The following is a 23494-nucleotide window of genomic DNA, read 5'->3' on the forward strand; positions in this document are numbered from 1 at the left end:
TCAGCCCACGCTCCCCTCAAGGGAGATCTGCAAGAGTTTCTGCGCCTCCACCGCGAACTCCATCGGGAGTTCCTTCAGCACCTCGCGGCAGAAGCCGTTCACGATCAGTCCGACCGCGTCCTCCTGCGAGAGGCCGCGCTGGCGGCAGTAGAACAGCTGGTCCTCGGCGATGCGGGAGGTCGTCGCCTCGTGCTCCACCTTGGCCGAGAGGCAACGGTTCTCGATGTAAGGAACCGTGTGCGCCCCGCAGCGATCCCCGATCAGCAGGGAATCGCACTGGGTGAAGTTGCGCGCGTTCTTCGCCTTCGGGCTGATCCGGACGAGCCCGCGATAGGTGTTCTGCCCCTGCCCCGCCGAGATGCCCTTGGACACGATGGTTGACTTCGTGTTCGCGCCGAGGTGGATCATCTTCGTGCCGGTGTCGGCCTGCTGGAAGTTGTTGGTGATGGCGACGGAGTAGAACTCGCCCACCGACTCCTCGCCCTGCAGGATACAGGACGGGTACTTCCAGGTAATGGCGGAACCGGTCTCCACCTGCGTCCAGGACACCTTGCTGCGCTTGCCGCGGCAGGCCGCGCGCTTGGTGACGAAGTTATAGATGCCGCCCTTCCCGTTCTCGTCGCCGGGATACCAGTTCTGGACGGTGGAGTACTTGATGGACGCATCGTCGAGAGCGACGAGCTCCACCACGGCGGCGTGAAGCTGGTTCTCGTCCCGTTGCGGGGCCGTGCAGCCCTCCAGGTACGACACCATACTGCCCTCATCCGCGATGATCAGGGTGCGCTCGAACTGGCCCGTGCTCTTCGCATTGATGCGGAAATAGGTGGACAGCTCCATCGGGCAGCGCACGCCCTTCGGGATGTAGACGAAGGAGCCATCGGTGAAGACCGCGCTGTTCAGTGCCGCGAAGAAGTTGTCGCCCTGCGGCACGACGCTGCCCAGGTACTTGCGCACGAGCTCCGGGTGTTCCTGCACCGCCTCGGAGATGGCGCAGAAGATAATTCCCTCCTTCGCCAGCCGCTCCTTGTAGGAGGTGGCGACGGAGACGCTGTCGAACACGGCGTCCACGGCGATCGGCATGCGCCCGGCAGCGGGCGTTTCGCCCGCGCCCTCGACGCCCGCGAGGATCGCCTGCTCCTTCAGCGGGATGCCGAGCTTCGCGTAGGTCTTCAGCAGCTCCGGGTCCACCTCGTCGAGGGACTTCGGGCCTGCCTTCGTCTTCGGCGCCGCATAGTAATAGGCATCCTGGTAGTCGATCGGCGGGTAGGTGACGGCGGGCCAGCGCGGCTCCTCCATCTCCTGCCACATGGCGAAGGCGCGCAGGCGCCACTCGAGCAGCCAGGCGGGCTCGTTCTTCTTCGCGGAGATGAAGCGGACGATGTCCTCGTTCAGCCCCTTGGGGGCGAACTCCATCTCGATGTCGGTCTCGAAACCCCATTTGTAGGTGCCCTGCGTGGCATCCCGGACGGTCTCGATGGTCTCTTCGACGGCAGGCATCAGGGGTTCCTACTCGGCGGCGGCGTGGTGGGGCGCGACGGCGGGGCGGTGGTGAAGCTCGGCGCAGGAGGGGCGCGCGAGATCGGCGATGGTCACGGCAGTGAGCGCGGCGCGAACGGCGGCGTTCACCGGGTCCCAGCGGCCGCGGACGGGGCAGTGACCCTCGGCCTCGCAGCCGCCGCTGGCGCCGTCCACGCAGGCCGTCAGCGCGATCGGGCCGTCCATGGCGACGATCACCTCCGCCAGCGGGATGGCGGCGGTGGCGCGGGTCAGGCGATGGCCGCCTCGGGCCCCCCGCTGCGCCTCCACCAGCCCGGCGCCGGAGAGCATGCGGAGCACCTTGGCCACGGTGGGCTCGGCGAGGCCGGTCGCGGTGGCGAGGGCCGGGGCGGTGTGCAGCCCGCCCTCCGTGCCCATGCGGGCGAGGAGGACGACGGCGTAATCCGCGAGCTTGGACAGGCGAAGCACGGGGTTTGGTCCGGTCGTTGGGATACCGGACCGCTGCGGTCCGGTATGGAGCCGAAATGCGTTGCCGCCCCCCCGAAGTCAAGGCGGCCCCGGCTAAAACAACGACTTGCGAGTGATTCGCGGCTGCCCGGCTTCCGGCGCCGGACGCCCGAGCCTAGAAGGGGTGCCGCAGCCCAGGAGGAGAGGCCGGCATGATGCTGGACGGCAAGGTCGCGATCATCACGGGTGCTGGGGGCGGGATCGGGCGGGAGATCGCCCTCGCCATGGCGATGGCCGGAGCGAAGGTCGTGGTAAACGACATCGGCGCCTCCCTGACCGGTGAGGGCGAGACCTCCGCCACGCCGGGCCAGCAGACCGTCGCCATCATCCAGCAGCGCGGCGGGCAGGCGGTGGCCAATACCGACAGCGTGGCCGGCTGGGACAGTGCCCGGCGGATCGTGCAGTCGGCAATGGACAGCTTCGGGCGGCTCGACATTGTGGTGAACAACGCCGGCATCCTGCGGGACCAGATCTTCCACAAGATGAGCGAGACCGAGTGGCGGGCCGTGGTGGATGTCCACCTTCACGGCTCCTTCTTCGTCTCCCGGGCCGCGGCGGAGCCCTTCCGGGCGCAGGGCTCGGGCGCCTTCGTGCACATGACCTCGACCTCCGGCCTGATCGGCAATTTCGGGCAGGCGAACTACTCCGCGGCGAAGCTCGGCATCCTCGCGCTGTCGAAGTCCATCGCGCTGGACATGCAGCGCTTCGGGGTGCGGTCGAACTGCATCGCTCCTTTCGCCTGGAGCCGCATGACCTCCTCCATCCCGGCGGAGACGCCGGAGCAGAAGGCGCGGGTCGCGAAGCTCCAGGCCATGGGGCCGGAGAAGAACGCGCCGCTCGCTGTTTTTCTGGCCTCCGACGCGGCGAGGGAGGTCACGGGCCAGGTCTTCGCCCCGCGGATGAACGAGATCTTCCTCTTCAGCCAGCCGCGCCCCGTCCGCTCCGTCCACCGCGGAGAGGGCTGGACGCCCGAGGCCATCGCGGAGCAGGCCCTGCCCGCGCTGCGGTCCCACTTCCTGCCGCTGGACCGCTCGCCGGACGTGTTTTCGTGGGACCCGATCTGATCCCGTGACGGACAGCCCGCCCCGGCCGATGCTGGCCACCGACTTCACCGCGGCCGGCGAGGCCAAGCCGGAGAAGGTGGCGCGCCCCCGCGACGCGGCGACCCTCCTTCTCTGGCGCCGTGCCGGGAATGGCTACGAGGTGCTGATGGGCGTGCGGAGCGCGAAGCACCGCTTCATGCCGCAGCGCCTGGTCTTCCCCGGCGGACGCGTGGACCCGGAGGACCGCAAGGCCCCTGCCCTGTCCGAGCTGGAGGATCACACGCGCCGCGCCCTGGAGCTGCGCGCCGCCCCACGACTGGCGCGCGCCATCGGCATCGCGGCCGCCCGGGAGCTGGAGGAGGAGACGGGTCTCCTGCTCGGCCGGATGGAAGCGGGGCGGCTCCAGGCCGATCTCGCGCCGATGCGCTACCTCTGCCGCGCCCTGACGCCGGCGATGAGCCCCGTCCGCTTCAATGCCAGGTTCCTCATGGCTCCGGCCGAGGCGGTGACGGGTATGATGGGCGGCTCCGGCGAGCTGGAGCACCTGGGCTGGTACAAGGTCGGCGAGACGCCGCCGCACGAGCTCGCTCAGATCACCGGCCGCGTGCTGCGGGAGTTCGCGGCCGTGATGGAGTTGCCGGAAGCCGAGCGGGCCACGCGGCCGCTCATCTGGTACCAGGGCCGCGATACGCGGCGGCTGGAGCGGATGTCCCCGCGCAGCCCTGGCTGACGGAAGGTCCGCCGCGGCCAGCTTCCGCGCTCCCTACAGCCAGCCCATCCGCCGCAGGCGCCACCACAGACCTGCGCAGATTCCTCCGATCACCAGCAGGACGACGTAGTAGGCGCCCTCCCATTTCAGCTCCGGCATGTGCTCGAAGTTCATGCCGTAGATGCCGGCGATGGCGGTCGGCACCGCGAGGATGGCGGCCCAGGAGGCGAGCCGACGGGTGATCTGCGTCTGCTGCGCCTGCCCCGTGAGCAGGCTCGCCTCGAAGGCGAAGGCGAGGACCTCGCGGAGCGACTCGATCTCTTCCTGCACGCGCCGGACGTGGTCGGTGACGTCGCGGAGAAAGGGCTGCATCGCCGGGTCGTGGGGCAGGACCTCCGGATGCTCCAGCCGCTTGCAGACCTCCGCCAGCGGAACCACGCCGTTGCGGAGGCGCAGCAGATCCCGCCGCAGGGTGTAGAGTCTCTCCACCCCGGACTGATCGAGGCTGCCGTCGAGCACCCGATCCTCGATCCCCTCCACCTCCGCCGTGATCGTCTCCAACACGGGCAGGTGCTCGTCCACGATGAAGTCGAGGATGGCGTAGAGAATGTAGACCTCCCCGTGGGAGAGGGTGATCGGGCAGGCCTCGCTGCGTGCCCGAACGGCAGCGTAGGAGGTGGAGGCGCCGTGCCGCACCGAGACGACGTAACCGCGACCGACAAAGAGGTGCGTCTCCCCGAAGGCCACGCGCCCTTCCACCATCTGGGCGGTGCGGGCGACGATGAAGAGCGCCTCCCCGTAACGCTCCACCTTCGGGCGCTGGTGCGCCTTGTGCGCGTCCTCGATCGCGAGGTCATGGAGGGCGAACTGGGCCTGGACCTCCGCCAGAAGCGGCTCGTCGGGCTCCAGCAGGCCGATCCAGACCACGTGTCCCGGCGTGCGGGACCAGGTGCCGGCCTCGGCGATCGGCACCTCTGCCACCGGCCGCCCGCCCGCATAGGCGATGGAGGCCACGACGCCCGGTCGGCGCGTCTGCGGACCGGGCACGGAGAGGGACGTTGGCTGATCCATGCTCTCCTCCCCTTGGGGAGGGAAGGCTAGACCCGATTGCGAGGGGCGCAAACGATCCGTTGCGGGGATCGGGACGCCGCGGTCCTGCCGGCCCTCGCACGCCAACGCGCGCGGAACTCGCGGCGTTGCCGCTCGGTGCGCCGGGTGCCATGGTGAACACGGACGCCGCCGGCGTCGCCCTGATTGTCCCGGGACCAGTGTCCCCCTCCCCGATCCGGCGTGCCCCTGCCAGACGACCCATCGTTGCCCCCGCGCCCTATGCCGCCCGAGCACGCTCCGGGGCTGCTGCGCGGCTTGCTGGCTTATCGGGGCGACGTGCTGGCCATCCTGCCCCGCGTTGCCTACCGCCGACAGGTCATGGCCGTGCGCGTGCTGCGCCGGCAGATCGTCATCGTGAACAGCCCGGATGTCGTGCGCGAGGTTTTCGTCGCCCGCCACGCCATCTACGAGCGCAAGAGCCACTTCAAGGAGCAGGCCCTTCGTCCGGTGATCGGCGGCAGCCTCTTCGCCAATCACGGGGAGATCTGGTCCACGCGGCGGGCCCCTGTCGCGCGGATGCTTCATCCCTCGGGCGTCGGCCGCTTCCAGCCCGTGTTCCAGGCGGTGGCAGAGGATCTCGCCGCGCGCTGGTCCGGGCTGGCCGGGCCCGATGGCGGCATCGTGGACGTCGCCCCGGACCTCGCCACCGCGACGCTGACTGTCATGCTGCGCGCCGTCTTCGGCGACAACGTGCCGGAGGAGGAGGCACGCGGCATCGCGGACGCCTTCACCGTCTATCAGTCGCGCGTGCAGGTCATCGACCTGCCGCATCTGCTCGGCCTGCCGAACTGGGCATCCGGGCGCCAGAAGCGCGGGACACTCCGGGCCGCGGCGGATATCCGGGAGAGGATCGCTCGCCTGATCGCCTCCCATGCCGGCGAGGAGGGCTATCTGGCGGGCCTGCGGCAGGCACGTCGCGAGGGCGGTGGGTCGTTGCTCGACGAGACCGGCGTGCTGGACGAGGTGGCAATGCTGCTCCTCGCGGGCAGCGAGACGGCCGCGAACGCGCTCGCCTGGACCTTCTTCCTCCTCGCCTCGCATCCGGACTGGATCCGGCTGGTCCGTGAGGAGTTGGATGCCGTTCTCGGCCCGGCGGCCCCCGAGGTGGCTCAGTTGACCTCGCTCGTGAACACGCGCGCCGTGATCCAGGAAGCGATGCGGCTCTATCCGCCGGTGGCCGTGCTGTCCCGCCAGCCGGCGGCCGCCGACCGGATCCGGCGCTGGACCCTTAAGCCCGGCGACACACTGCTCTGCATTCCCTGGCTGCTGCACCGGCACGAGGAGATCTGGGAGGCGCCCCACGCCTTCCGGCCCGAGCGATTCCTGCCCGAGAACGCGAAGCGCATTCCGCGCTTCGCTTACCTGCCCTTCGGCCTCGGCCCGCGTGTGTGCGCCGGCGCAGCCTTCGGCATGGCAGAGATGACGACGCTGCTGGCGTTGCTGATCCGGCGCTTCGACGTCGCGCCGGGGACATCGCCCCTTCCTCGCTTCCGCCTGACACTGCGGCCAGAGCGCGGAATGCGGCTGGTTCTTCGGCCCATCTCCGACCGAGCCACATCAGCCGCGCGGATGATCCAGCGATCCGGGTCGGGAGATCCCGACCCGGTCGCGCCACGACCTCAGTACCGGTAGTAGCGGGGCCGATAGTAGCGACGGTAGTAGCGCGGGGCCGGGCGGTAGTAGTACCGGCGGTAATAGGGCCGCGCGTAATACGGACGGCGGTACCGGCGATAGTAGTATTGCACCGGCTCGACGGCCCCCTCCTGGCCCATGACCGTCATCGCGGCCTCGGGCAGGATCGGGCGCGGCGCCGCCTCGGCGCGGCCGACGAAACCGAGCGCCGCAAACAGCGCGAAGGCGAGCAGGCCCCCGCGGAGCAGAGCGCCCACGGGGCGTTTGAAACCGCCAAATTTCGGCATTAGGCGTTCTCCCTTCATCCTCACGAATCGAAACTTAGCCGGGCCGCTCCGAGTCCCTCTAGACAAGGTTGCGTTAGAATGCGGCGCGACAGCTTCCGCGCATCCGGCCATTCGGTCTGACGGCAGAGACGGCACGGTATGCCTGATCTCGAGGTCGGAGGAACTGGACGCTGGTTGTGTGTGGCACCATGGCGAGGAGGCCCGTGCAGACTCCGCCGCGTCTGGTGCGCGCCTCCGGGCGGGGTGGGTGCCAGAACGCTCTTTTCCGAATTGACGGCACGTCACAAGACACACGCATCAGGGCCACACCCAGACCTTACCTGCCGTCCACCCAGCGCGTGCGATGGATCGGGGCCGGCGGTCACAGGACATGTGCCCTGACCGCCGTGATCCTCGGCGGGCCCTTGGTGCATCACAGCAGCGGGCGACGCCATTGACGCGGGCGGTGCCGCGGAGCCACGAGGTCCGGACCCGCGATGTTCTGACGCCTGGGCCTCTTCGTAAGGGGAGCGGCCCCATGGGGAATGAGGTTGCCAAGCCCGCCTCCAGGCCCACCCAGGCGCAGCACATGAGAGGCTAGCGGAACCCTGTCACGTGCGAATGTCGCCTGCTGTCGCGTCGGTTTCACGCGGCGTCTGGATGGCGCGCGCGCCGACCACCGGGCGCCGGGAAAAGACGACCGTTCTCCACCTCCCACTCAGAGGGGGAGTTGGCGTCCCGTACGGGATTCGAACCCGTGTTGCAGCCTTGAAAGGGCCGCGTCCTAGGCCTCTAGACGAACGGGACAGGGAGGCGCCGCGGGTCACTACAACGCGGGGCGGGCAGCGTCCAGCGTCCTGATCCTAAAGGGCCAGCGGGACCTCCGGCGGGACCAGGGGCGTCGGTGCCCCGGGCTCCTGCCGGGGCGGCTCCGCGCGCCCGGGCGCTTCGGCGGGCGCGGTCGGGCGCTCCTCCACGGTGTAGTCAGGCACGATCCGTGCCTGGGCGCCGGCGATGACCAGCACCTTCTGGCCTACCGGAAGCGGCGGGACGTCCCGCTGCGTCACGGAGACGAGCTCGCCATTGGCCCGGCGCACGACGTACTCGGTGGCCGCGCTGTCGTTCACAACCCGCTCCGTCGCGCTCCCGAACAGGCCGCCGATCAGCCCGCCGCCTACGGCGCCGAGGGCCGTGCCGATGTTGCTCCCCGCCGGCGCCGCCCCGCCCACGATGCCGCCGGCGGCCGCGCCGACCCCCGCGCCGGTCGTCCCGTCCGCGGAGATCTGCACGGGCCGGGCGCCGACGATGACTCCCTGCTGCACCTGGTTCGCCTGCTGCACGGCGCGGGTCGAGTAGGTGTCGGCCGAATACCGCTCGCCGCAGGCGCCGAGCAGGAGAAGAATGGACAGGAAAGCAGGTCTGGGGGGCACGGGCGCCTCCGCGGTGGCGATCAGCGGGGCGAGGTAGGCCGTGCCGCCGCCCGGGGCAAGGTTGCGGCCGGCATGCCACGGCCGCGCGGGCCGCACGGTTCAGGCCGGTGCGGCGTCCAGCACATGCAAGCTGGTGGTGACGTCGCCATTCCAGCTCTCGGCCCGCAGCAGCCCGCAGAGATGCACCGGGGCGCCGCGCGCGGTTAGCAGAAGCTGCGCGAGAGGCCCCTCCTTCGCGCGGAAGCAGACCGCCTTCAGCCGCGCGCCGTCCTCCCCTTCCAGGAAGGCCCGGACGGTGCCGCCCTCCTTCCCCACGCGGTCGGCGCGAGCGATCCGGGCGTGGCGGATCGTGAAAACCGGCTCTTCGTTCCCGGCCCCGAACGGCGCCAGCCGCGCAACCTGCTGGGCCAGCGCCGTGGTCGCCGCGGCGACGGAGAGCGTCCCGTCCACCACGAGGTCCGCCGCGTCCGTCAGCCCGGAGTCGCGGATCAGGCGCGCGTTGAGAAAATCCTGCAGCTCGCCGCGGCGGTCCGCACGGAAGGTGAAGCCCGCGGCCATGGGGTGCCCTCCCCCGGTGTCCAGCAGGCCGGCCTGTCGCGCCGCGATGACCGCGGCGCCGAGATCGAGGCCGGGGATGGACCGGCCCGAGCCCTTCGCCATCCCGTCCGCTACCCCGGCGACGAGGGCCGGCCGGTTGAACCGCTCCTTCACCCGCCCGGCCACGATGCCGACCACGCCCGGGTGCCAGCCGTCGCCGCAGATGACCAGGACGGGGTGCCCGGCAGCGACGCCGGCCTCGGCCATGCTCATGGCGGCACCCATGACCTCGGCCTCCACCTCCTGGCGGCGGCGATTGATCGTGTCCAGGCGCTCGGCCATCGCTCGCGCCTCGATCGAATCCGCCTCCAGCAGCAGCCGCAGAGCGAGGTCGCTCTCGCCGATCCGGCCGGACGCGTTGATCCGCGGCCCCAGCCCGAAGCCGAGAGAATGGGCGGTCGGCGCTTCCCGCACGCCCGCGACCTCCAGCAGCGCGGCGATGCCCTGGCGTCCCCGCCGGGCCATCACGCGCAGGCCCTGCGCGACCAGGGCCCGGTTCAGCCCGGTCAGCGGCATCACGTCGCACACTGTGGCCAGCGCGACGAGGTCGAGAAGGTCCAGCAGAGGCGGCTCGGGCCGCGTCTCGAACCAGCCGATCCGGCGCAAGTTCCGGTGCAGCGCCACCGCGGCCATGAAGCAGACGGCCGCCGCGCAGAGGTGACGCAGGCCGGACTCGCAGTCCAGCCGGTTCGGATTCACCGTGGCCAGCACCGGCGGCGGCGGCCCCTCCGCCTTGTGATGGTCCAGGACGATGACGTCCGCCCGGCCCTCCGCCACGGCCAGGGCAGCGTGCGCCGAGATGCCGCAGTCCACGCAGAGGATGAGGGAGGCCCCCGCCTCGCAGAGCGCCGCGACCGCCGGGGCGTTCGGCCCGTAGCCCTCCTTGATGCGGTCGGGCACGTAATGCGTGGCCGAGAGGCCGAGGTCCCGCAGCACGCGCACCATCAGCGCGCCCGCGCAGGCGCCGTCCGCGTCGTAGTCGCTGTAGACCACCACGCTCTCGCCCGACCGGACCGCGGCCGCCAGACGCTCCGCCGCCAGGTCCATGTCCTTCAGGCAGGACGGGTCCGGCATCAGCGCGCGAAGGCGGGGCTCCAGGAAGATCCCCGCTTCCTCCACCCCGACCCCGCGGGCCGAGAGGAGGCGGCCCACCACCTCCGGCACGTCCAGCCGCTGCGCGATGGCGAGCCCCGCGCGCGCGTCATGCTGCCGCCACACCCAGCGCCGGCCGGTGACGGAGCGCGTGACGCCGAGGACGGCGTCGGGCTGGATGACGTCAGGCAAAGCCGTGCTTGACGGCAAAGTTGTGGTGGCCCTCCACGTAGCGCACCGTGCCCGTCTTGCTGCGCATGACGATGGAGTGCGTCACGGCGGAGGTGGTGGTGCGCTGCACGCCGCGCAGCATCGCGCCCGTGGTGACGCCGGTCGCGGAGAACATCACGTCGCCTCGCGCCATGTCTTCCACGTTGAAGATGCGGTTCGGGTCGGCGATGCCCATGGACTTCGCCCGCTCGCGCTGCGTGTCGTCCTCGTAGATCAGGCGGCCCTGCATCTGCCCGCCGATGCAGCGCAGCGCCGCCGCCGCCAGCACGCCCTCCGGCGCGCCGCCCCAGCCGAGATACATGTCCACCCCCGCGCCGGGCTGGGAGCAGGCCACCACGCCCGCCACGTCGCCGTCCGGAATCAGCATGATCCGCGCGCCGGCCTCGCGGCAGGCTCGGATGATCTCCTTGTGCCGGTCGCGGTCGAGGATGCAGACGACGAGGTCCTCGATCTCCGCCTTCTTCGCGCGCGCCAGTTCCCGCAGATTCTCCTTCGGGCCGGCATCCAGGTGGACAACGCCCGCGGGCAGGCCGGGACCAACCGCGATCTTGTCCATGTAGATGTCGGGCGCGTGCAGGAAGCCGCCCTTCTCCGCCACGGCCACGGTGGCGATGGCATTGGGCATGCCTCGCGCGCAGATGGAGGTGCCCTCCAGCGGGTCCACCGCGATGTCCACCTCCGGCCCGCCGGAGCCGACCTTCTCGCCGATGTAGAGCATCGGCGCCTCGTCCATCTCGCCCTCGCCGATCACCACGGTCCCGGCGATGGCGACCGAATCGAAGGCGCGGCGCATGGCGTCGACGGCCGCGCCGTCCGCGGCGTTCTTGTCCCCACGCCCGATCCAGCGGGAGGAGGCGATGGCGGCCGCCTCCGTCACGCGCACCAGCTCCAGGGCGAGGTTGCGATCGCTCCGCAGCGGCGCGTTGGGGTCGATGGAGGAACGGTTCTCGCTCATGGGTTCTCGATCCGGATGAGGGCGGGGGGTTCCAGCACGGCGTCGAGCGCGGCGATCCGGCGCACGGCCTCGCGCATCGCGACCTCGGACGCGTCGTGCGTCGTCAGCACGACGGGCACAGCCTCCCCCGGGGAACGGCCGCGCTGGAGCATGGATTCGAGGGAGATGCCGGCGTCGCGGAGCGCGCCGGTCACGTCGGCGATCACGCCGGGGCGGTCCACCACCATCAAGCGGAGGTAATAGGCGCCGCTGCGCCCCTCCATCCCGACGGAGGGCATGGCCGAGAGGGATTCCGCGCCCCAGACCGGCGTGTGCCGGCCGCGCGCGATGTCGACGAGATCAGCGACCACGGCGCTGGCGGTCGGCCCGGCGCCCGCGCCGCGTCCCTCCAGGACCACGCGGCCGACATGGTCGCCTTCTGCGACGATGGCGTTGAAGACGCCGTCCACCGTCGCGATGGGATGCGCCACCGGGACCATGCAGGGATGCACCCGCGCTTCCACGCCAGCCTCCGAACAGGTCGCGAGGCCGAGGAGCTTGATCCGGTAGCCCAGCTCCTCGGCCAGCTTGATGTCGAGGGCGGACACACCGCGGATCCCCTCCACGTGCACGGCGCCGAAATCCACCGGCCGCCCGAAGGCGAGCGCCGCCAGGATCGCCAGCTTGTGCGCGGCATCCACCCCGTCCACGTCGAAAGATGGATCGGCCTCCGCGTAGCCCAGACGCTGCGCGTCGGCCAGCGCCTCGGCGAACTCACGACCGCGCTCGCGCATCTGGGTCAGGATGTAGTTGCAGGTGCCGTTCAGGATACCGGTCACGCGCAGGATGCGGTTGCCGGCCAGACCCTCGCGGATCGCCTTGATCGCGGGGATGCCGCCGGCGACCGCCGCCTCGAAGGCCAGGGGCACGCGGGCGCGCTCCGCGGCCTGGGCAAGCTCAGCGCCGTGGATCGCCAGCAGCGCCTTGTTCGCCGTGACCACGGGCTTGCCTGCGGCCAGGGCCGCGCCGATCAGGTCGCGCGCCGGCCCCTCGCTGCCGCCGATCGTCTCGACCACCACGTCCACGCCGGGATCGGACGCCAGCGCCACCGGATCGTCGTACCAGCGCAGCCCGGAGATGGAGACGCCGCGATCCCGCGTGCGGTCGCGGGCCGAGACGGCTGTGACGGCGATCGGGCGCCCGGCCCGTGCGGAGATGAGATCGGCATTGGCCCGCAGGAGGCCCAGCACACCGGCGCCGACGGTGCCCAGGCCGGCCACCGCAACGGAAAGCGGTTTGCTCACGCGCGCACCAGCGGAGCGGCTTCTTCGATGGCCGGGCCGGCATTGTCACCCTGCAGGAAGCTGCGGATGCCGCGCAGCGCCTGGCGGATGCGGTGGGTGTTCTCCACCAGCGCGATGCGGACGTGGTCGTCCCCGTGCTCGCCGAAGCCGATGCCGGGCGCCACCGCGACCTTCGCCCGCGCCAGCAGCAGCTTCGAGAACTCGACGGAGCCGAGGTTGCGGAACCGGTCGGGGATCGGGGCCCAGAGGAACATCGAGGCCTCCGGGGACGGCACGTCCCAGCCCGCCTGATGCAGCCCCTTCACCAGCACGTCGCGGCGCTCGCGATACAGGGTGCGCATCTCCTCGATGCAGTCCTGCGGGCCGTTCAGCGCCGCGGTCGCCGCCACCTGGATCGGCGTGAAGGCGCCGTAGTCGAGGTAGGACTTCACGCGCGTGAGCGCCGCGATGAGCCGCGGATTGCCCGCGGCGAAACCCATGCGCCAGCCCGGCATGTTGTAGGTTTTGGAGAGCGAGGTGAACTCGACCGTCACCTCCTTCGCGCCCGGCACCTCCAGCACGGAGGGCGGCGGCTTGCCGTCGAAATAGAGCTCCGCATAGGCGAGGTCCGACAGGATGAAGAGCTCGTGCTGCCGGCAGAGCGCCACCAGTTCCCGGTAGAAGTCGAGGCTCGCCACCAGCGCCGTCGGGTTGGACGGGTAGTTCACGATGACAGCGGTCGGTTTCGGCACGGAATGGCGGACGGCGCGGTCGATCGCGCGCAGCATCTCGTCATCCGGCGTGTAGGGCAGGCTGCGGACAGAGGCGCCGGCGATCAGGAAGCCGAACTGGTGGATCGGATAGGACGGGTTCGGCACGAGGATCGTGTCGCCCGGGGAGGCGATGGCCTGGGCGAGGTTCGCCAGCCCCTCCTTGCTGCCGAGCGTCGCCACCACCTCCGTCTCCGGATCAAGCTTCACGCCGAAGCGGCGGTCGTAATAGCCGGCCAGAGCCTTACGCAGCCCGGGAATCCCCTTCGATGCGGAGTAGCGGTGCGTGCGCGGGTCCTGAACCGCCTCGATCAGCTTCGCGACGATGTGCGGCGGGGTCGGGCTGTCCGGATTGCCCATGCCCAGGTCCACCACGTCCTCGGCGGCGGCACGGGCCTTGGCCTTGGCGGCGTTCACCTCCGCGAAAACATAGGGCGGCAGGCGGCGAATGCGGTGGAACTCTTCGGTCATGAGCGGAAGTCCGTTGAGGAACGTGAGAGGATAGCGGGGGCAGCTACAGGCCGCGAGGCGGCGGAGGCGGGCCGGACAGGTCCGGCGGCGGGGGCGCCAGCAGCTCGGCCGGTGGCGGTGCGGGCGGTGCCGAGGGCATCGACGGCGCGGCGGGCTGGGCGCCGCTGGCTGCGCCGGGAACCAGCAGCGTGGCCGGTCCGGCCCCGATCGGCGGAGCCGGCACGATGCGCGGCGGCGGCGGCGGCGCGGCCGGGACGACAGCCCCCCCCTCGGTCGCCGGGCGATCGGGCACCGGGGCGCCCACGGGCGCCGGATTGGCGGCCGCGGCGCGGTTGGCGGCCAGCGTCGCCGACAGATCGGCCCGGACGCCGGCCGGCCCCCGCTCGGGCCGCGCCGGCACCACGGACAGGTTCGGGGAACGCGCCCCCAGCCCCGGCGGCATCTGGCGGCCTTCCAGCGCTTCCCCGGTCAGCTGGCGATAGAACTCGAAGGGGCCCTCGGCCGGAGAGCCGACGCAGGCGGGCAACAGCATCGTCGCGAGCAACACCAACGCGCGCGGCGCATGGGCCGCGTGCCCGGCGCGCGCTTGTGCCACCCCCTTGTGCTGCCTAGTTTCCAGGCGTCGCCCGGGGTTCATCCGGGGCGGCGCCGCACGCTGCTGCATGTCGCGCTCCTCTTCGGGACGGGTTTGCCGCAGAACGCGCCCTGGCGGAAGCGGGGACGCACCAAGCGTGGGACGATCCCGCACCGCCGGCTGGGCGGGCCAAGGAGGCATCAAGGCCAATGAGCCAGGACGCAGAGACCGGCCGGACCGGCACGGACCATCCGGAAAGCGGCCGCACCCCGCCGGAGGTGGCGAAGGACGGTGCCGCCGCGCTCGGCGGGCCCAACGAAGGCGCGCCGCCCCAGCCCACCAAGGCCAAGCTTGCTGCCGCGAAGGCCGCCGTGTCGAAGGCGAAGCCTACGCCCAAGGCCGTCACGCTCGCCGATGAGGAGGTGGCGCAGGCAGCGCCCATGGTGCTGGCGGACCCGCCGGCCCCGCCGCCCGAGCCCATGGCCTCCCCGGTCGCCCTCGCGGCCGCGACGGCGCAGGACAACGTCGCGCGGGTGCACATCGCCCAGCCGGCCGCCACCGCCCCGGCCGCACCGGCATCGGCCCCGGCGGCTCCGCCGGCCGCCACTCCCGCGCCGGCAGCGACGCTGAAGGCCGCGGCGCAGCCCTCTAGGCAGGCCGAGGAGAAGGAGGACGCCCCCGCCTTCCGCCTTCCCGATCCAGCCGTCGTGACGCGCACCATGTCGGACGTGGCCGAGCGCGGGCAGCGCATCGTCTCTGAGTTCCTCCGCCGCCAGCAGGCGGAGGGCGGCACGATGGCCAACCCCGACCCGCTCAACATCGGCAACGCCTTCCTGGAGATGACGGCGCGACTGATGGCGAACCCGGCGCGGCTCGTGCAGGCGCAGATCGGTTTCTGGCAGGATTACCTGACGCTCTGGCAGAACACCGCGCGCCGGATGATGGGCGTGCAGGTCGATCCCGTCATCGCCGAGGCGAAGGGCGACAAGCGCTTCAAGGACGATGCCTGGCGCGAGAGCGAGGTCTTCGACTTCATCAAGCAGTCCTATCTCCTCTCCTCCCGCTACGTGACGAACGTCGTGCACGGGGCGGAGGGGCTGGACAGCAAGACGGCGCAGAAGGTCGATTTCTACACCCGCCAGTTCGTGGACGCGATGAGCCCGACGAACTTCTGGATGACCAATCCGGAGGTCCTGCGGAAGACCGCCGAGACCGGCGGCGAGAACCTGCTGAAGGGCCTGTCCAACCTCCTCTCCGACCTGGAGCGGGGCAAGGGCAGCCTGCGCATCAGCATGACGGACGCCACCAAGTTCAAAATCGGCGAGAACATCGCCGTGACGCCGGGCAAGGTGGTTTACCAGAACGCGCTGATGCAGCTTATCCAGTACAGCCCGACGACCGAGACGGTGCTGAAGCGGCCGCTTCTGATCCTGCCGCCCTGGATCAACAAGTACTACATCCTCGACCTCCGGCCGAAGAACTCCTTCGTCCGCTGGGCCGTCTCCCAGGGCCACACGGTGTTCATCTGCTCCTGGGTGAACCCGGATGAGTCCCTCGCCGAGATGGGCTTCGACGACTACATGCGCCTCGGCCCCTATGCCGCGCTCGACGCCATCAAGGAGGCGACGGGGGAGCGGCAGGTGAACGCGATCGGCTACTGCCTCGGCGGCACACTGCTCGCCTCCACCCTCGCGCACATGGCGAAGAAGGGCGACGACCGCATCGCCTCGGCGACCTTCTTCACCACCATGCTCGACTTCGAGGAGGCCGGCGAGCTCGGCGTCTTCATCGACGAGGAGCAGCTCCAGGCCATCGAGGCGAAGATGAGCCAGCGCGGCTATCTGGAGGGGTCGGAGATGGCGACCACCTTCAACATGCTGCGCGCGAACGACCTCATCTGGTCCTTCGTGGTGCAGAACTACCTGCTGGGGCAGGAACCGTTCCCCTTCGACCTGCTCTTCTGGAACGGCGACAGCACCCGCATGCCCGCGCGGATGCACTCCTTCTATCTTCGCCGCATGTACCAGCAGAACGACCTGGTGAAGCCGGGCGGCGTCGAGCTGGACGGCGTCGCGCTCGACCTGCGCGACATCAAGGTCCCGTCCTACTTCCTCGCGACGCGGGAAGACCACATCGCGCCCTGGAAGAGCAGCTACAAGGGCAGTCGCCTCCTCTCCGGGCCGGTGCGCTTCGTCCTGGCCGCCTCCGGGCACATTGCGGGCGTGGTGAACCCGCCGGAGGCCGGGAAGTACTCCCACTGGATCAATGACACCCCCTCCCCGACCTCGGACGAGTGGTTCACCGCCTCCACCGAATTCTCGGGCTCCTGGTGGCCGGATTGGCAGCGTTGGGTGTCCGGGCAGGACAGCGAGAAGGTGCCGGCCCGCGTTCCCGGGACCGGCGGCCTGCCGGCGATCGAGGACGCGCCGGGCGCCTATGTGAAGGTGATGGCGGGCGACTGACGCCGCCATTCCCGAAAGCGGGACAGGGCGCCACCCCCGGGTGGCGCCCTTTTCGTGTCAGAAGCCCGGGCGCCCGCCCATGCCGCCCAGCTCCGCCGGGACCGGCGTGCCGCTCCCCGGCGTCCAGCCACCGGTCGCGTCCAGCACCCGGACCTCCTCCGCCAGCAGGCCCGTCGCGATCTCCGCCTCACCCAGCGGACCGGGGTTGGACAGGCGGGCCAGCGCCACCTCCCCGCCGCGCGGGAAAAGGGTCTCCGACAGCGCCGCCGCCCCGGCCGCACGATCGCTACGCGCGAGGGCTAGGTGAGCCGCGCCGAGGGCGGCCGCAACGCGCGGCGTGGGCGCCAGCGGGTCGACCCCGAGCGCGGCCCGCATCTCCGATCGCGCCGCCTGCATCCGGTTCCGAACGTCCCGGGACAGGGGCGCCCAACGCGGCTGGGCGTTGATCTCGGTCGCCATCCATTCGAGCAGCGCCGATCCGCGGGCGATCCGGGCCGGGTCATTCGCGATGCCGGCCCCGGCACCCCGGAAATCCTCCGCCAACACGGCGACGGCCGCGCGTCCGGGATCGCTGTTCTCCGGTAGCAGGCCGGGCGGGGGCGGCGCCGCGATGACGGGGCGGCGCAGCTCCGCGCAGGCGGGCAGCGCGGCGGCGAGGAGAAGCAGGGCGCGGCGGCGCGGCATCAGGACAGTCCGATCCATGGTGTCGGCAGGATCGCCCGTCCGGGCCGCGACGTCACCCCAGCCCGGCCTCAGCGGCGCATCAGGAACCCCATCTCGTACTCGTCGCGGCCGAATTCGAGGTCGCGGCGCGCGCGGGAGGTCGCGAAACTCGCCTGGGGCAAGAAGGGGAGACGCGACAGCCGCGCCACCATGCCCGGCGCGAAGGCCGGCGGGGCGAGGGAGGCGTCGGCCGACGCCGCGTCACCGCGGGCGAGCGCCGACGAGGCTTGGTCCAGCGCGCCGATCACCAGGGAAGGCGGCGCGTCCGGCGCGATGCCGAGCGCCGCGCGGACCTCGGCGCGCGCCGCTTGCAGGGCGGGCGCGGTCAGCGGGCTGTAGTTGGTGAACTCCAGGTTCCGCGGCACCGCCTCGGCGAGCCATTCCAACCGCTCCACCGCCACCGCCGCCTCTGCCGGCCGGCCGGCAAGCGCGGCCGGGTTGCCGAAGGCCTCCGCGGCCCCGGAGATCGCGTTGGCAGTGGGAGAATAGCGCCCCACCCCGGCTCCGGGCGGAAGCTGCACCGGGCTGTCGGGATAGGCCCCACAGGCGGAGAGCAGCAGGGCGGCAGCGAGAGCGGCGTGCTTTCTCATTCGGCGGCCTTTCGATCCTCTAGGCTCGCGCGGTGTCGCTGCGCGAGCTCGGCATAGTGGTGCGCCGTGCGATCCCAGCCGGCGCGCTCCTCCGCCGACATAACGCGCACGAGCTTCGCGGGTGATCCGAGCCAGAGTTCGTTCGGGCCGATTTTCTTTCCCGGCGGCAGCAGCCCGCCGGCGCCGAGCATCCCGCCCTCCTCGATCACTGCGCCGTCCAGCACGGTCGCGCCCATGCCGACGAAGGCACGGTCCTTCAGCGTGCAGGCGTGGACGATGCAGGCATGGCCGACCGTCACCTCGTCCCCAATGATCGCGGGGATGGTGCCACGGGCCACATGCACGATGGTGCCGTCCTGAATGTTGGAGCGCGCGCCGATGCGGATGAAGTTCGTGTCCGCCCGCAGCACGCAGCCGTACCAGACGCTGGACGCTTCCCCGATCTCGACATCCCCGATAACCGAGGCGGAGGGCGCGACGAAAGCCGTGGCGTGCAGCCGCGGCCACTGCCCGTCGAAGGGATAGAGCGGGCCGCTCACGCGGCCTTCTCCAGCCTGCCGGCCACGTCCACGCCGAGCATCAGGCCGAGATTCTGCACCGCGGCTCCCGACGCGCCCTTCCCGAGGTTGTCGAGCTTCGCGACGAGCACCGCCTGCTGCCGCTTCTCGTTCCCATAGACGCGCAGTTCCAGCAGGTTGCTGCCGTTCAGGCCTTCCGGCTCCAGCTTGTCGGTCGCGTTGCCCGGGACCACCCGCACATAGGAGGAGCGGCGGTAGCTCGCCTCCAGCGCCGCCTGAAGGTCGGCCGGCTTCGGGGTCCCGGGCAACGTGTCGAGGTGCAGCGGGACGGAGACGAGCATGCCCTGCCGATAGTCGCCGACGCTCGGGACGAAGATCGGCCGCCGCGTCAATCCGGAATAGAGCTGCAGCTCCGGCAGGTGCTTGTGCTCAAGCCCGAGGCCGTAAAGTTCGAAGGCGTTGTGGCCCGGCGCCTCGAAGGTCGCGATCATCGCCTTGCCGCCGCCGGAATAGCCGGAGATGGCATTCACGGTGATCGGATGGTCCTTCGGGATGATCCCCGCCTCGATCAGCGGCCGCAGCAGGGCGATGCCGCCCGTGGGGTAGCAGCCCGGGTTCGAGACCCGCGTCGCGCCGGCGATCGCCGCCTCCTGCCCCGGCGCCATCTCCGCGAAGCCGTAGACCCAGTCCGGGTTCACCCGATGCGCCGTGGACGCGTCGAGCAGCTTCGGCGCCTGGGCGCCCAGGCCCTCGGCCAGGGCGGCTGCCTCCTTCGCCGCGTCATCGGGAAGGCAGAGCACCACCGCGTCCACCTCGGCATAGAGGTCACGCTTGGCGATTGGGTCCTTGCGGCGCTCGGCGGGAAGGGAGCGCAGGGCGATCCCGGGCAGCGCCTGGAGGCGCTCCAGGATCTGCAGGCCGGTCGTGCCGGACTCGCCGTCGATGAAGACGCTCGGGACGCTACCCTTGGCCATCTGGCTCTCCTCTGGGGTGGCATTTGGGGGTTGGGGGTTGCGGAAACGCAAGAGGGGCGGGCCCGCCGGGCCCGCCCCTCCTGATGTACAGTCCATGTGCGGACTGGCGTGACGCCAGCCCGGTGGCGTCAGCGCTTGCTGAACTGGAAGGAACGTCGGGCCTTCGGCTTGCCGTACTTCTTGCGCTCGACCACGCGCGGGTCACGGGTCAGGAAGCCGGCCTTCTTCAGGATCGGGCGCAGGCCCGGCTCGAAGTAGGTCAGGGCGCGGGACAGGCCGTGGCGCACCGCGCCGGCCTGGCCGGACAGGCCCCCGCCGACGACCGTGCAGGTCACGTCGAACTGCTGGTAGCGGTCCGCCACCAGGAAGGGCTGGGCGATCAGCATCCGCAGCACCGGGCGGGCGAAGTACTTCGCCGCCGGCTTGTCGTTGATGGTGACGGTGCCCTTGCCCGGCTTGATCCACACGCGGGCGATCGCGTTCTTCCGGCGGCCGGTCGCGTAAGAGCGGCCGAGCGCGTCGCGCTTCGGCTGCACGGGCGCGGCCGTCGGACCCACCGCGGCCGGCGTGCCGGCAACGAGGTTCTTCAGGTCCGCGAGGGAGTTGGTGGTCTGCGTCTCGCTCATGATCAGGCTGCCTGCGCCGCGGCGGCGCTGTTGCTGGCGCCGCTTGCCGCGGCGACATTCTTGCGGTTGAGGGCGCCGACATCCAGGGGCTGAGGCGACTGGCCGGCATGCGGGTGCTCGGCCCCGGCATAGACGTGCAGGTTGCGCATCTGCTGACGGCCGAGGGGGCCGCGCGTGATCATGCGCTCCACCGCCTTCTCGATCACCCGCTCGGGGAAGCGGCTGTCCAGGCGCTCCCGGACGGTGCGGCCCTTGATCCCGCCGGCGTAGCCGGTGTGCCAGTAGAAGACGGACTGCTCGGCCTTGTTGCCGGTCAGCCGAACGCGCTTGGCGTTGATGATGACGACGTGGTCGCCGCAATCCACGTGCGGCGTGAAGGTCGGCTTGTGCTTGCCGCGCAGCCGGTTGGCCACGAGGGAGGCGAGCCGGCCGAGCACGAGGCCGTCGGCGTCGATGAGAATCCAGTTCTTCTGGACCTCCGCCGGCTTGATCGAACGGGTCTGTGTCTGAAGCATGATCTCGGATGCTGGTGCGAAGTGTCGGCGGGGTATGGCGGCGACCGCCGCGCGGGTCAAGGATTTCTTGTGTGGTAACACCATACCACACCTTAGCCGACCCTGGCGCGGCGCCCCTTTCCGCCCCTATCTGGACCTGCGATGCGCCGCTGGCTCCTCCTCCTCGTGCTGCCGGTCCTCGTGGCATCGGTCCTTTGGGTCTTGCGCGCGATCGTCCTGCCGCCGGCCTGGAACCCCTCGGCACCGTTGGACCTGCGCGATGCCCCGAACTGGATGACGCGGGTGAAGCTGGGCGGGTTGGACCGCGACCCGGAGGCCTGCATCGCGGCCCTGATCCGGGCCGGCCTGCCCGTGCAGCGCCTGCCCCCTCAGCCCGAGCGGAACGGCTGCGGCATCCGCAACCCCGTCCGCCTCGCCGGCGAGGTCTCCTTCACCCCCTTCGCCCCGGTGGTGAACTGCCCCGTGGCCGCCGCCTGGGCCATCTTCGAGCGCCACGGCCTCCAGCCCGCCGCCACCGCCGCCTTCGGCCAGCGCGTCGTCTCGGTGCGGCATCTCGGCGCCTATAACTGCCGCAACGTGAACGGGCCGGGACGCGGCGTCCGGTCGGAACATGCCACCGCCAACGCGCTCGACATCGCCGCCTTCACCCTTGCCGACGGGCGCAGCGTCGGCCTGCCCCGGGACTGGCGCGCGAACGGACCGGCCGGCGCCTTCCTGACCGCGGTGCGGGACGGCGCCTGCCGCGTTTTCGCCGCCACCCTCGGCCCGGCCTACAACGCCGCGCATCGAGACCACTTCCACCTCGACCGAGGAGGCGCACGCGTGTGCCAGTGACCCAGGACATCGCCGTGATCGGCGCCTCCGGCCGCTCCGGCGCCGCGCTCTGCCGCGCGCTGGCAGAGCACGGCCTGCCGTTCCGTCCGGTGGTCCGGAACCCCGAGCGCTGGCGTTCAACGGGGCTGCCGGGAGAGCCGCGCGTGGCAGACCTGCGCGATCCGTTCGCGCTGCAGGCGGCTCTCGCGGGCGCGGGTCGCGTGGTGTCCTGCGCGCACGCCCGTCACGCGCCGGCCATCCTCGCGGCGGCAACGCCGGAGGCGCAGATCGTTCTGATGGGCAGCACGCGCCGGTTCTCCGCCTGGCGGGACGAGCACGGCGACGGCGTGCGCCGCGGCGAGGCCGCGCTGCTGGAGAGCGGCCGCCGCGGCGTCATCCTGCATCCCACGATGATCTATGGCGCGGAGGGCGAGGACAATGTGCAACGCCTCGCCGCGCTGCTCCGGCGATTGCCGATCGCGCCGCTGCCGGACGGCGGTCGTGCGCTGGTGCAGCCGATCCACCAGTCCGACGTGACGCGGGCCCTGCTGTCGGCGTTGCAGCGTGAGTGGCGTTCAGCCCAGGCCCTCGTCATCGCGGGGCCCGCACCGTTGCGCTATGCAGAATTCCTGCGCGCCGTCTGCCGCGCCGCCGGCTTCAAACCGCCACCCGTGGTGCCGCTCCCGTTGCCTTTGCTGCTCGCCGGCGCGGCCATTCTGCGCACGGTGCCGCGTCTGCCTCGCATCCGCAGTCAGGAATTGCGACGGCTGACCGAAGACAAGGCCTTCGACATCGGTCCGATGCACGCGGAACTCGGATTCACGCCGCTTCCGCTCGAAGAGGGACTGGCGCGCACCTTCCATCCGGTTTAGCGGAATCCATCTCAATGATTGGGATAGGGCGATCCTGATCCGCAGGAGCCGTCCCCTCCCGCAGTCCGAGCAGGCCGATGCCCATTATCAACCGGATCGCCGAGTTCCATGCCGACATGACGGCTTGGCGCCGCGACTTCCACGAGCACCCGGAGCTGAACTTCCAGGAGGTGCGTACGAGCGGAATCGTCGCGGAGAAGCTGCGTGCCTTCGGCTGCGACGAGGTGGTGACAGGGATCGCCGGGACGGGCGTGGTCGGCGTCATCCGCGGCAACGGCACCGGCGGCGCGATCGGCCTGCGCGCCGACATGGACGCGCTGCCGATCGAGGAGATGTCGGGCCTGCCGCACGCCTCCAAGACCCCGGGCCTCATGCACGCCTGCGGCCATGACGGGCACACCACCATGCTGCTCGGCGCGGCGCGCTATCTGGCCGAAACGCGGAACTTCTCCGGCACCGCCTATGTCATCTTCCAGCCGGCCGAAGAGATGGGCGGCGGCGGCGAGAAGATGGTGCAGGAGGGACTCTTCACCCGCTTCCCGATGGATCGCGTCTACGGACTCCACAACTGGCCTGGCGCCCCGGCCGGCACCTTTCTCTGGCGCGTCGGGCCGATCATGGCGGCGGTGGCCGACATCCAGATCGCCGTGACCGGAAAGGGCGCGCACGGCGCCATGCCGCACCAGGGCAACGACCCGATCGTCATCGCCGCGCAGATCGTCACCGCGCTGCAATCCATCATCGCCCGCAACGTGGAGCCGGTGGAGGGTGGTGTGATCACGATCGGCGAGATCAAGGGCGGCAACGCCTTCAACGTCATCCCGGAAACGGTCGTCATGCGCGGCACCGCCCGGTGGTTCCTGCCGGAGGTCGGCGACATCCTCGAGGGCAAGGTCCGCTCGCTCGCCACCGGCATCGCCGACGCCTTCGGCGCCTCCGCCACCGTGCGCTTCGACCGGATGTACCCCGCCACGATCAACGAGGCTTCGAGCACCGCCCTGGCCGCCCAGGCCGCCCGCGCGGTCGCGGGCGACGCGCGCGTGGTCGAGTTGCCGAAGCCCACCATGGGCGGGGAGGATTTCTCCTTCATGCTGAACGCGAAGGACGGCGCCTACCTCATGCTCGGCGCCGGGCGCGGACCGGACGACCCGCAGGTGCACCACCCCCGCTACGACTTCAACGACGACATCCTGCCCGTCGGCGCCTCCTGGTGGGCAACGCTCGTCGAGCAGCAGCTTCCGCGTCCGGACTGAGC

The 23494-nt window shown here is 71.0% G+C and carries 23 protein-coding genes and 1 tRNA gene; 7 read left to right on the forward strand and 17 right to left on the reverse strand.

Annotated features, from left to right (window positions below; genetic code table 11):
* Positions 1 to 1497 carry a Fe-S cluster assembly protein SufB gene (gene sufB / locus ACP6CK_RS06480; protein ID WP_426958065.1) on the reverse strand — a complete coding sequence of 499 codons (1497 nt, stop codon included), beginning with the start codon at positions 1495 to 1497 and terminating at the stop codon, positions 1 to 3.
* Positions 1498 to 1506: 9 nt separating this feature from the next.
* Positions 1507 to 1965, reverse strand: coding sequence for an SUF system Fe-S cluster assembly regulator (locus ACP6CK_RS06485; RefSeq protein WP_426958066.1), 459 nt, complete (start codon positions 1963 to 1965; stop codon positions 1507 to 1509).
* A 191-nt stretch (positions 1966 to 2156) separates the two neighbouring features.
* On the opposite strand from ACP6CK_RS06485, the gene ACP6CK_RS06490 reads away from it, so the two are divergent.
* Both ACP6CK_RS06490 and ACP6CK_RS06495 read left to right on the forward strand, forming a co-directional pair.
* The gene (locus tag ACP6CK_RS06490) at positions 2157 to 3068 is read left to right on the forward strand and encodes an SDR family NAD(P)-dependent oxidoreductase (RefSeq protein WP_426958067.1); all 912 of its coding nucleotides are present in this window, start codon (positions 2157 to 2159) and stop codon (positions 3066 to 3068) included.
* Between the two features lie 4 nt (positions 3069 to 3072).
* The gene (locus ACP6CK_RS06495) at positions 3073 to 3777 is read left to right on the forward strand and encodes an NUDIX hydrolase (RefSeq protein WP_426958068.1); all 705 of its coding nucleotides are present in this window, start codon (positions 3073 to 3075) and stop codon (positions 3775 to 3777) included.
* 33 nt (positions 3778 to 3810) lie between these two features.
* Here ACP6CK_RS06495 and ACP6CK_RS06500 read toward each other — a convergent pair whose 3' ends face one another.
* The gene (locus ACP6CK_RS06500; RefSeq protein WP_426958069.1) at positions 3811 to 4827 is read right to left on the reverse strand and encodes a magnesium and cobalt transport protein CorA; all 1017 of its coding nucleotides are present in this window, start codon (positions 4825 to 4827) and stop codon (positions 3811 to 3813) included.
* A 243-nt stretch (positions 4828 to 5070) separates the two neighbouring features.
* Between ACP6CK_RS06500 and ACP6CK_RS06505 the strand changes: the two genes are divergently transcribed.
* Positions 5071 to 6498, forward strand: coding sequence for a cytochrome P450 (locus tag ACP6CK_RS06505; RefSeq protein WP_426958070.1), 1428 nt, complete (start codon positions 5071 to 5073; stop codon positions 6496 to 6498).
* Here ACP6CK_RS06505 and ACP6CK_RS06510 read toward each other — a convergent pair.
* From ACP6CK_RS06510 to ACP6CK_RS06545, 8 genes are all read right to left on the reverse strand, one after another.
* Positions 6486 to 6755, reverse strand: coding sequence for a hypothetical protein (locus tag ACP6CK_RS06510; protein WP_426958071.1), 270 nt, complete (start codon positions 6753 to 6755; stop codon positions 6486 to 6488). The two genes, ACP6CK_RS06505 and ACP6CK_RS06510, sit on opposite strands and share 13 nt — an antisense overlap.
* A 740-nt stretch (positions 6756 to 7495) precedes the next feature.
* Positions 7496 to 7571: transfer RNA gene (locus ACP6CK_RS06515), tRNA-Glu, on the reverse strand.
* Between the two features lie 56 nt (positions 7572 to 7627).
* Positions 7628 to 8290 (reverse strand): hypothetical protein, encoded by a 663-nt coding sequence (locus ACP6CK_RS06520; RefSeq protein WP_426958072.1) that lies wholly within the window; start codon positions 8288 to 8290, stop codon positions 7628 to 7630.
* Between the two features lie 3 nt (positions 8291 to 8293).
* Entirely contained in the window at positions 8294 to 10075 is a 1782-nt protein-coding gene (gene recJ, locus ACP6CK_RS06525) for a single-stranded-DNA-specific exonuclease RecJ (RefSeq protein ID WP_426958073.1), read from the reverse strand.
* On the reverse strand, positions 10068 to 11069 hold the full coding sequence (gene glpX, locus ACP6CK_RS06530) for a class II fructose-bisphosphatase (protein ID WP_426958074.1): 1002 nt from the start codon (positions 11067 to 11069) through the stop codon (positions 10068 to 10070). Before glpX ends, recJ begins: the two co-directional genes overlap by 8 nt.
* Positions 11066 to 12352, reverse strand: coding sequence for a homoserine dehydrogenase (locus ACP6CK_RS06535; protein ID WP_426958075.1), 1287 nt, complete (start codon positions 12350 to 12352; stop codon positions 11066 to 11068). Before ACP6CK_RS06535 ends, glpX begins: the two co-directional genes overlap by 4 nt.
* Entirely contained in the window at positions 12349 to 13572 is a 1224-nt protein-coding gene (locus tag ACP6CK_RS06540; RefSeq protein WP_426958076.1) for an LL-diaminopimelate aminotransferase, read from the reverse strand. Before ACP6CK_RS06540 ends, ACP6CK_RS06535 begins: the two co-directional genes overlap by 4 nt.
* A 43-nt stretch (positions 13573 to 13615) precedes the next feature.
* Positions 13616 to 14236 carry a hypothetical protein gene (locus ACP6CK_RS06545; RefSeq protein WP_426958077.1) on the reverse strand — a complete coding sequence of 207 codons (621 nt, stop codon included), beginning with the start codon at positions 14234 to 14236 and terminating at the stop codon, positions 13616 to 13618.
* Positions 14237 to 14355: 119 nt separating this feature from the next.
* On the opposite strand from ACP6CK_RS06545, the gene ACP6CK_RS06550 reads away from it, so the two are divergent.
* Entirely contained in the window at positions 14356 to 16608 is a 2253-nt protein-coding gene (locus ACP6CK_RS06550; protein WP_426958078.1) for a PHA/PHB synthase family protein, read from the forward strand.
* Between the two features lie 57 nt (positions 16609 to 16665).
* Here the strand turns inward: ACP6CK_RS06550 and ACP6CK_RS06555 are convergent, their stop codons facing one another.
* The 6 genes from ACP6CK_RS06555 to rplM form a co-directional block, all read right to left on the reverse strand.
* On the reverse strand, positions 16666 to 17292 hold the full coding sequence (locus ACP6CK_RS06555; RefSeq protein WP_426958079.1) for a hypothetical protein: 627 nt from the start codon (positions 17290 to 17292) through the stop codon (positions 16666 to 16668).
* A 68-nt stretch (positions 17293 to 17360) separates the two neighbouring features.
* Positions 17361 to 17921 carry a hypothetical protein gene (locus tag ACP6CK_RS06560; protein ID WP_426958080.1) on the reverse strand — a complete coding sequence of 187 codons (561 nt, stop codon included), beginning with the start codon at positions 17919 to 17921 and terminating at the stop codon, positions 17361 to 17363.
* A complete protein-coding gene (locus tag ACP6CK_RS06565; protein WP_426958081.1) occupies positions 17918 to 18460 on the reverse strand; it encodes a gamma carbonic anhydrase family protein in 543 nt (180 codons plus the stop codon). Before ACP6CK_RS06565 ends, ACP6CK_RS06560 begins: the two co-directional genes overlap by 4 nt.
* Entirely contained in the window at positions 18457 to 19413 is a 957-nt protein-coding gene (gene argC, locus ACP6CK_RS06570; protein ID WP_426958082.1) for an N-acetyl-gamma-glutamyl-phosphate reductase, read from the reverse strand. The genes ACP6CK_RS06565 and argC overlap by 4 nt, the downstream gene beginning before the upstream one ends.
* A 128-nt stretch (positions 19414 to 19541) precedes the next feature.
* Positions 19542 to 20039 carry a 30S ribosomal protein S9 gene (gene rpsI, locus ACP6CK_RS06575; protein WP_426958083.1) on the reverse strand — a complete coding sequence of 166 codons (498 nt, stop codon included), beginning with the start codon at positions 20037 to 20039 and terminating at the stop codon, positions 19542 to 19544.
* A 2-nt stretch (positions 20040 to 20041) separates the two neighbouring features.
* On the reverse strand, positions 20042 to 20554 hold the full coding sequence (rplM, locus tag ACP6CK_RS06580; protein WP_426959885.1) for a 50S ribosomal protein L13: 513 nt from the start codon (positions 20552 to 20554) through the stop codon (positions 20042 to 20044).
* Between the two features lie 141 nt (positions 20555 to 20695).
* Between rplM and ACP6CK_RS06585 the strand changes: the two genes are divergently transcribed.
* The 3 genes from ACP6CK_RS06585 to ACP6CK_RS06595 all read left to right on the forward strand — a co-directional run bounded on the left by ACP6CK_RS06585 (position 20696) and on the right by ACP6CK_RS06595 (position 23492).
* Positions 20696 to 21388, forward strand: a complete 693-nt coding sequence (locus ACP6CK_RS06585) for an extensin family protein (protein WP_426958084.1) — start codon at positions 20696 to 20698, stop codon at positions 21386 to 21388.
* A 14-nt stretch (positions 21389 to 21402) separates the two neighbouring features.
* On the forward strand, positions 21403 to 22239 hold the full coding sequence (locus ACP6CK_RS06590) for an SDR family oxidoreductase (RefSeq protein WP_426958085.1): 837 nt from the start codon (positions 21403 to 21405) through the stop codon (positions 22237 to 22239).
* 77 nt (positions 22240 to 22316) lie between these two features.
* On the forward strand, positions 22317 to 23492 hold the full coding sequence (locus ACP6CK_RS06595) for a M20 aminoacylase family protein (RefSeq protein ID WP_426958086.1): 1176 nt from the start codon (positions 22317 to 22319) through the stop codon (positions 23490 to 23492).
* Positions 23493 to 23494 lie beyond the last annotated feature (2 nt).

Origin of the sequence: Muricoccus radiodurans (assembly GCF_050154705.1) — a bacterium.
GTDB classification, from domain to species: domain Bacteria; phylum Pseudomonadota; class Alphaproteobacteria; order Acetobacterales; family Acetobacteraceae; genus Roseomonas; species Roseomonas radiodurans.

Bases quoted from the DNA above. Each gene is read 5' to 3' on its own strand.
- sufB (WP_426958065.1), bottom strand. From the start codon at position 1,497: ATGCCTGCCGTCGAAGAGACCATCGAGACCGTCCGGGATGCCACGCAG.
- ACP6CK_RS06490 (WP_426958067.1), top strand. From the start codon at position 2,157: ATGATGCTGGACGGCAAGGTCGCGATCATCACGGGTGCTGGGGGCGGG.
- ACP6CK_RS06500 (WP_426958069.1), bottom strand. From the start codon at position 4,827: ATGGATCAGCCAACGTCCCTCTCCGTGCCCGGTCCGCAGACGCGCCGA.
- glpX (WP_426958074.1), bottom strand. From the start codon at position 11,069: ATGAGCGAGAACCGTTCCTCCATCGACCCCAACGCGCCGCTGCGGAGC.
- ACP6CK_RS06540 (WP_426958076.1), bottom strand. From the start codon at position 13,572: ATGACCGAAGAGTTCCACCGCATTCGCCGCCTGCCGCCCTATGTTTTC.
- ACP6CK_RS06545 (WP_426958077.1), bottom strand. From the start codon at position 14,236: ATGCAGCAGCGTGCGGCGCCGCCCCGGATGAACCCCGGGCGACGCCTG.
- ACP6CK_RS06550 (WP_426958078.1), top strand. From the start codon at position 14,356: ATGAGCCAGGACGCAGAGACCGGCCGGACCGGCACGGACCATCCGGAA.
- ACP6CK_RS06555 (WP_426958079.1), bottom strand. From the start codon at position 17,292: ATGCCGCGCCGCCGCGCCCTGCTTCTCCTCGCCGCCGCGCTGCCCGCC.
- ACP6CK_RS06560 (WP_426958080.1), bottom strand. From the start codon at position 17,921: ATGAGAAAGCACGCCGCTCTCGCTGCCGCCCTGCTGCTCTCCGCCTGT.
- argC (WP_426958082.1), bottom strand. From the start codon at position 19,413: ATGGCCAAGGGTAGCGTCCCGAGCGTCTTCATCGACGGCGAGTCCGGC.
- rpsI (WP_426958083.1), bottom strand. From the start codon at position 20,039: ATGAGCGAGACGCAGACCACCAACTCCCTCGCGGACCTGAAGAACCTC.
- rplM (WP_426959885.1), bottom strand. From the start codon at position 20,554: ATGCTTCAGACACAGACCCGTTCGATCAAGCCGGCGGAGGTCCAGAAG.
- ACP6CK_RS06585 (WP_426958084.1), top strand. From the start codon at position 20,696: ATGCGCCGCTGGCTCCTCCTCCTCGTGCTGCCGGTCCTCGTGGCATCG.
- ACP6CK_RS06595 (WP_426958086.1), top strand. From the start codon at position 22,317: ATGCCCATTATCAACCGGATCGCCGAGTTCCATGCCGACATGACGGCT.